The organism is Paenibacillus sp. tmac-D7, assembly GCF_006519665.1.
Lineage (GTDB): Bacteria > Bacillota > Bacilli > Paenibacillales > NBRC-103111 > Paenibacillus_G > Paenibacillus_G validus.
On the sequence record NZ_VIDW01000028.1, the window covers coordinates 59,919 to 65,918 of the forward strand.

Below are 6,000 nucleotides of genomic sequence, written 5' to 3' on the forward strand. Positions count from 1 at the left end.
CAAAAACGAAGTTCAAATGGAACACAGAAGCGATTCGGCTGCTGAATGAGTTGGAGCAAGAGCAGCGGCAAGCGACAACGGACGAGCAAGCGGTGCTGGCTCGCTATGTCGGATGGGGCGGCATTCCGCAAGCATTTGACGAAGCGAACACGCAATGGGCAGCCGAATATGCGGAACTGAAAGCATTGCTGGAGCCGGATGAATATGCGTCCGCTCGTGCGTCAACGCTGAACGCCCACTATACATCTTCGACCGTCATCAAGGCGATGTACGACTGTCTGGAAACGATGGGCTTTCGCATCGGCAATATTTTGGAGCCGTCCTGCGGCATCGGCAATTTCTTCGGTCTGGTGCCGGAGTCGTTCCAAGACTCGCGGCTGTTTGGCGTGGAACTGGACAGCATTACCGGCCGTATTGCCAAGCAGCTTTATCCGCAGGCGTCGATTACGGTCAGCGGCTATGAACAGACGAATTTGCCGGACAGTTTCTTTGATCTCGCCATCGGGAATGTGCCGTTCGGCGGTTATGGCGTGGCGGATAAACGTTACGACAAGCACAAGTTTCTCATCCACGATTACTTTTTTGCGAAAACACTGGACAAAGTGCGTCCGGGCGGCATCATCGCCTTTATTACGTCCAAAGGAACGATGGACAAGCAAAACCCGGCGGTACGCAAGTATATCGCGGAGCGTGCCGAACTGCTCGGAGCGGTGCGTCTGCCGAGCAATGCGTTTCTGGCCAATGCCGGAACCGAAGTGACCGCCGACATTTTATTTCTGCAAAAACGGGATCGCATGGTCGCCGTCAGCGAGCAAACCGAAGCATGGCTTTCACTGGCCGAGACAGCGGACGGTGTGCCGGTGAATAGCTACTTTGCCGCCCATCCTGACATGGTGCTTGGCACAATGGCCTTTGACGATCGAATGTACGGCAACCGGCAGGAAACGACCTGCAAGCCGCACGCGGACACCAACCTGGATGAACTGCTGCGCGAAGCATTGTCGAACATCCATGCCGAATGGGTGGAGCTGGAACGGGAAGACCAGCCGGAGGAAGAAGAACCTTCCCTCCCTGCCGATCCGTCTGTCCGCAATTTCAGCTTTGCGCTGGTGGACGGTCACATCTACTTTCGGGAAAACAGCCGGATGCGGCGCGTGGACACCTCGGCGACGGCGGCAGGCCGCATCAAAGGGATGATTCAGCTGCGGGACACCGTGCGCGAGCTGATCGAGTACCAAACCGAAGACTACAGCGATGAGATGATTCGGGAGCAACAGCGCAAACTGAATGCGCAGTATGACCGGTTTACGGCCCAATACGGCCTGATTAACAGCCGCGCCAACAGCCTTGCTTTTTCGGATGACAGTTCTTACTTTTTGCTCTGTTCGCTTGAAATCGTAGATGAAGAAGGACGGCTGCTGCGCAAGGCGGATATGTTCACCAAACGCACCATCCGGCAGCGCATCAACGTGGAACAGGCGGATACGGCTTCGGAGGCGCTTGTCGTTTCCATCGGCGCGAAAGCCCGTGTCGATCTGCCGTATATGGCGCAGCTAACCGGCTTGACGGAAGAACAACTGGTGGAGGAACTGCGCGGCGTCATTTTCCCCAATCCCGAAAATCTGGACGAGGAAGGACAGCCGATCTTTGAAACGGCGGATGCGTACTTGTCCGGCAATGTGCGGGAGAAGCTGCGTGTGGCGAAACAGTTCGCCGCGTACGATGCTGATCGTTACAGCGAAAACGTCAAAGCGCTTGAAGAGGTGCAACCGAAGGACCTGGATGCCTCCGAAATTGATGTGCGCTTGGGCGCAACCTGGCTGCCGCCGGAAGACATTCGGCAATTTCTGTTTGAGCTTGTGGACACGCCGCCGATGTACCAGACCTACATCAATGTGATGTATTCCGAATATACGGCTGCCTGGAACGTCAAAGGCAAAAGCGATGACCGCAGCAACAATATCAAGGCGAACGTCACTTACGGCACAAACCGCATCAATGCGTACAAAATTCTTGAAGATACGCTGAATTTGCGGGACGTGCGCGTATTTGACACCGTGTATGAGGATGGCGTGGAAAAGCGTGTGCTGAACAAGCAGGAAACGGCCATCGCCCAGCAAAAGCAGGAGATGATGAAAGAAGCGTTCCGTGACTGGATATGGAAAGACCCGCAGCGGCGCGAACGGCTGGCAAGGCTGTACAATGACCGGTTCAATGCCATCCGTCCCCGCGAATACGACGGAAGTCATATCCGATTCACCGGGATGAACCCGGAAATCCGGCTGCGCCAGCACCAGGTCAATGCGGTTGCCCGGGCGCTGTACGGCGGCAACTCCCTTTTCGCTCATTGTGTCGGCGCAGGAAAAACATTTGCGATGACCGCCGCAGCGATGGAGAGCAAGCATTTGGGACTGTGCAACAAGAGCATGCTGGTCGTTCCGAACCATTTGACCGAACAGTGGGCAGCGGAGTTTTTGCAGCTATATCCGTCAGCGAATATTCTGGTGGCGACCAAAAAGGACTTTGAAACGAAAAACCGCAAAACGTTTTGCGCGCGGATTGCCACCGGCGATTATGATGCGATCATCATCGGCCATTCGCAGTTTGAAAAAATACCGATTTCCATGGAACGTCAGCGGCAGCAACTTTATGAGCAAATTTCGGAAATCACAAGCGGTATCCGGGAACTCAAGGAAGCCAGAGGCGAGCGCTATGCGATCAAGCAGCTTGAAAAAACGAAAAAGACGCTGCAAACCAAGCTGGAAAAGCTGAACGACACCAGCCGGAAGGATGATGTCGTCACCTTTGAGGAACTGGGCGTAGACCGGCTATTCGTGGACGAAGCCGATTCGTACAAAAACCTGTTTCTTTATACGAAAATGCGCAATGTGGCCGGACTGTCGCAAACCGAAGCGCAAAAGTCGTCGGACATGTTTGCCAAATGCCGCTATCTGGACGAACTGACCGGAGGCCGGGGCATCATCTTTGCGACGGGTACGCCGATCTCCAACTCCATCACCGAGATGTATACGATGCAGCGCTATTTGCAATACGAGCGGCTCAAGCGGCAAGGCTTGCAGCATTTTGATGCGTGGGCGTCCACGTTCGGGGAAACCGTCACCGCCATCGAACTGGCTCCGGAAGGAACGGGCTATCGGGCGAAAACCCGGTTTGCCCGTTTTTACAATTTGCCGGAACTGATGAATATGTTCAAAGAAGTGGCCGACATCCAGACGGCGGACATGCTCCAGCTTCCCGTACCGAAAGCCCATTTCCACAATGTTGCGGTGCCGCCAAGCGACTTTCAGCGCGACATGGTCGCGGATCTTGCCCGCCGCGCCGAGCGGGTGCGGGCGAAAGAAGTGGAGCCGCATGAGGACAACATGCTGACGATCACCAATGACGGACGCAAACTGGCGCTCGATCAACGGCTGGCTAGTCCCCTGCTCCCCGACGACGAAGGCAGCAAAGTCAGCGCCTGCGCGGACAATGTCTTCCGGTATTGGGAGGAACATCAGGAGCAGCGGTTGACCCAGTTGGTGTTTTGCGATTTGTCCATTCCGAAACAGGATAGTACCTTCAATGTGTACGACGAGCTGCGGCGCAAGCTGATGGAGAAAGGTGTCCCGGCTGACGAAATCGCCTATATTCACGATGCCAATACCGAGGTCAAGAAAAAGGAGTTGTTTGCCAAAGTACGCAGCGGACAGGTTCGGATACTGCTCGGATCGACGTTCAAGATGGGCGCAGGCACGAACGTGCAAACGAAGCTGATTGCCCTTCACGACCTCGACTGCCCTTGGCGTCCGCGCGACCTGGAGCAGCGCAGCGGGCGCATTATCCGGCAAGGCAATCAGAACAGCGAAGTGCATATTTTTCGCTATGTGACGGAGAACACGTTCGACGCGTACCTTTATCAGACACTGGAGAACAAGCAGCGCTTCATTTCGCAGATCATGACCAGCAAATCACCTGTCCGTTCCGCTGAGGATATCGACGAGACAGCCCTCTCCTATGCCGAGGTCAAGGCGCTGGCGACCGGCAACCCGTACATCAAGGAGAAAATGGACCTGGACATCCAGGTATCCAAACTGAAGCTGCTCAAAGCCAACCATTTAAGCCAGCGTTACGCGCTGGAGGACCGGTTGCTCAAAATGCTGCCGCAGCAAATCAAGTCCACGGAGGAACGGATTGCCGGCTATGAACAGGACGCAGCTTTGTTTATGCGTTCCAAAGCGACTGTGCAGGAGGAATCGGAGGAATCGAAATTCCCCGGCATGGTTATCAAGGATTTTACCTATACGGAGCGGACGGCAGCGGGCGCGGCTTTGCTGGACGCTTGCAAAGGAATGACATCGCCCGATCCGCAGGAATTCGGCAGCTACCGGGGATTTTCCTTGTGGCTGTCCTTTGACAGCTTCCATAAGGAGTACAAGGTCACACTGCGCGGCGCACTGGGTCATACGGTAACACTCGGAGCGGATGCCAGCGGCAATATAAGCCGCATCAACAACGCCTTATCCGACTTGCCTGCCAAGTTGGAGCATGCCCATGAGCAGCTTGCCACCTTGCGTCTGCAAATGGAAACGGCGAAGGAACAAATCGCGGCTCCTTTCGAGAAGGAGCAGGAGTTGCAAACGAAAGCGGCGCGTCTTGCGGAATTGAATGCGCTGCTCAACATGGACAAACAGGAAAACGAAGCCGTGGACAGCGTGCCGGACGAAGAACCGGAAGCGCCGGAACGGCGGGTTGTAGGCCGTGAGCGATAACGATCTGGCACCGTCGTACCTTCTCTTGCTTCCTGTTATAGTGGAAGCAGGAAGGGGACACATATGGAATCGACGTATTTATCGCGAATGGAGGGCGTATTCGACGAGATTGAAAGCGCTAGCAGGAGATATACGTATGATTGTTCCGGCAGTAAAATCATATCCGAATTATTCCGATGATGGCGAGTTGGGGGTTGCACCATCAACCGATGACATCAACATTACTACTCTGGAGCTCCATTGGTGAGGATGCCGGATGCAACTTGGTTGAAGGAACTGTTGGAGATGGAGAGTTAAGAAGCTGGAAAGTAAAACTGTAAACATAGGATAGTTCCAATAAATTCTTGAGATACCTCTCCTTTCACAGTAACATCGGTACATTCTAGAGGAAGGGAGGGGATAAATATGCATAATATTGGTCCAGAATGGTTAAGACCAGCTTTCGATCAAAGATTTATTGAAATTGCAAAGGAAGCAGGAAGTCAAATGGAGGTTGAACAATTCCGAATTAGGCAGAACGAAATAAAAAGGCTGCTTAAGGATGAATTATCACAAATCCATTTGGACCTTCTTCTCGAGTTGGAGGACATTCTTAACCATCGGTGTACACTTGAAAAAGAGTGGATATACTTCGCAGGTCTTAGGGATGGGATGTATCTATTACGGAAACTAAATGACCTTTAAGTTGCTCATTCGGAAGTAGTAAGTAGAAAACGCATTGTCGGGGGATAGATATGTCTCCCCTCAATGCGATTTTATTTACTAATGAATACAGGAAGGGCGTAGCCAATTCATTCGTGGTTGTCCTTATTTAAACAGACTTTAATTTTGTTGATTCGATTCGTAATCATTTTCACAGTCAATTTCTACAAGTTTAATCATCTCGGAAGCTTTGATGTTCAGAGCTTTTGACAAGGCAAATAACGTGGAGATGGTCGGCTGATGAATACCTCTTTCCAGCATGGAGATGTAAGTTCGATCAAGATCACTTCTAAAGGCTAGTTCCTCTTGGCTCAACTTATTGTTAATCCTCAACGTTTTCAGAATTTTAGCAAAGGATAGTTCAATCGACATAATTACCCCCTTTAGAGCTTTATCATTAGTTAGTATGGGAGTAATATCTACGGAGTATACTCTACAAAATGGTTTAATTTAGTGAAAACTTGTAGTAATATTGAACTATACAAGTTTTACCTCGTTAATTGTCACTTTTTGATAGATGATAATGTGT

The 6,000-nt window shown here is 52.0% G+C and carries 3 protein-coding genes; 2 read left to right on the plus strand and 1 reads right to left on the minus strand.

From position 1 onward, the window contains the following. The first annotated feature begins 2,264 nt into the window (after positions 1 to 2,264). Entirely contained in the window at positions 2,265 to 4,769 is a 2,505-nt protein-coding gene (locus FKP33_RS27765; protein ID WP_258313485.1) for a helicase-related protein, read from the plus strand. Between the two features lie 405 nt (positions 4,770 to 5,174). Further along, positions 5,175 to 5,453: a hypothetical protein gene (locus FKP33_RS18370; protein ID WP_141335994.1), complete on the plus strand. Its 279-nt coding sequence runs from the start codon at positions 5,175 to 5,177 to the stop codon at positions 5,451 to 5,453. A 138-nt stretch (positions 5,454 to 5,591) separates the two neighbouring features. Here FKP33_RS18370 and FKP33_RS18375 read toward each other — a convergent pair whose 3' ends face one another. Further along, on the minus strand, positions 5,592 to 5,843 hold the full coding sequence (locus FKP33_RS18375; protein ID WP_141335995.1) for a helix-turn-helix domain-containing protein: 252 nt from the start codon (positions 5,841 to 5,843) through the stop codon (positions 5,592 to 5,594). Positions 5,844 to 6,000 lie beyond the last annotated feature (157 nt).

What these genes read in the sequence shown, in the direction of transcription:
- FKP33_RS27765 (WP_258313485.1), top strand. Translation starts at nt 2,265, where the DNA reads ATGAACCCGGAAATCCGGCTGCGCCAGCACCAGGTCAATGCGGTTGCC.
- FKP33_RS18370 (WP_141335994.1), top strand. Translation starts at nt 5,175, where the DNA reads ATGCATAATATTGGTCCAGAATGGTTAAGACCAGCTTTCGATCAAAGA.
- FKP33_RS18375 (WP_141335995.1), bottom strand. Translation starts at nt 5,843, where the DNA reads ATGTCGATTGAACTATCCTTTGCTAAAATTCTGAAAACGTTGAGGATT.